Source organism: Ruegeria sp. BHSA123, from assembly GCF_059613425.1.
The window spans coordinates 1-1268 of the sequence record NZ_JBXWSL010000165.1 but is presented as its reverse complement, the minus strand read 5'-3'; the positions used below and the strand labels follow the sequence as shown (position 1 = coordinate 1268).

The 1268-nt window shown below is 60.1% G+C and carries 3 protein-coding genes; all 3 read right to left on the bottom strand.

The genetic code is table 11. The features are described from left to right. The coding region (locus AC2FNC_RS20800) for an NAD-dependent epimerase/dehydratase family protein (protein WP_496716585.1) at window positions 1–283 on the bottom strand (283 nt) is incomplete at its 3' end. A gap of 33 nt (window positions 284–316) precedes the next feature. Beyond that, entirely contained in the window at window positions 317–1060 is a 744-nt protein-coding gene (locus AC2FNC_RS20795) for a polysaccharide deacetylase family protein (protein ID WP_496716584.1), read from the bottom strand. 3 nt (window positions 1061–1063) lie between these two features. Beyond that, the coding region (locus AC2FNC_RS20790; RefSeq protein ID WP_496716583.1) for a hypothetical protein at window positions 1064–1268 on the bottom strand (205 nt) is incomplete at its 5' end.

Here is a 1268-nt window from a genome sequence, read left to right as displayed (position 1 = left end):
TCAGGATCGACCGGCTGGGTTCGTCCATGATCAGCTTGACCCCGACGGCCGCCGCCAGGTGGAACACCACATCCGCCGGATCGACCAGTTCAGCGACCAGTCCCCGGTCAAGAATACTGCCTTTGACAAAAGTGAAGTCCGGGTGGTCCGAGACAGAAGCCAGATTGGACATCAGCCCGGTCGACAGATCGTCAAGGATCGTGACCCGATGCCCTTCACCGATCAGCCGTTCCGTTAAATGGGAGCCTATAAACCCGGCGCCGCCGGTAATCAGAATATGCATTTGTTTGTACCAGTCACTGTGTAAGAACCAACTTTACCACGATTTTCCCCGCACCATCGCACGGATGCCGCGCATTGCCCTGCGGGCCGTGAGATAGGACCCGCCGCGTCCAGCAAGATGCGCCTTCCAGCGGGCGATGTTGTTGAAATAGAACATCTCGAGCCGGGACAGGTCGTGCATATCATCCCCCGCTTTGGCCACGCCCAGCCTTGTGCCGACCGAGGTGTCGTAATGCTGCGCGATCTGTCTGAGAACGCTAGAGTTCGACGCGCCATAAGGCGGTGCGAAATGCCGGGTGGGCTGGCCAAGCCGGGCGGCAATGTCCTGACCGGATCCGCTGACTTCCTCTTCCAGCATGAGCGCATCCAGCGTGGTGAGATCGGGATGAGTGACACTATGCGCGCCAAAACAGACCCCTTCAGCTGCCAGCGTCTCGACCCTGTCCCAGCCCATCAGCGGGCGGGCAGGGATATTGCCTCCGGCCCAACTGTCGCTGCCGCCCATTAGGCCCGAGGGCAAATAGACGATCGGGCAGAAGTCGTGATCGCGCAGGATCGGCCAGGCGGTGTCGGCGAAATCTTCAAACCCGTCATCGAAACTGATGATGACCACGCGGGGGGCAGGCGGGTTGGCCAGCGCATCAGGTGTGACCACCGGCAGACCCGAGTCCGCAAGCGCCTTCATCTGTGCCTTGAACACCTCGGGTGCGATCGAGGTTGGCCCCGGCGCATCCGAGATCGAATGATACATCAGGATATCGGCCTGCCAGGCGGACATGGATCAGTCTTCCACCACATGGGTGGCAAAGACTTCGCGATACCGGTTCCATTTCGCGCGGTCGACATGGCCCTTGCCGTCGATGCAATCCGCCGCGCCATAGGCCATGGCAAAGGCGTGATGGGTATTATCGTGGGCGAACAGGCCCTGCCGTCCAAATACGAGCAATCCGTCCAGATTTGAGAGCCATTGATCCACCGTATCGAAC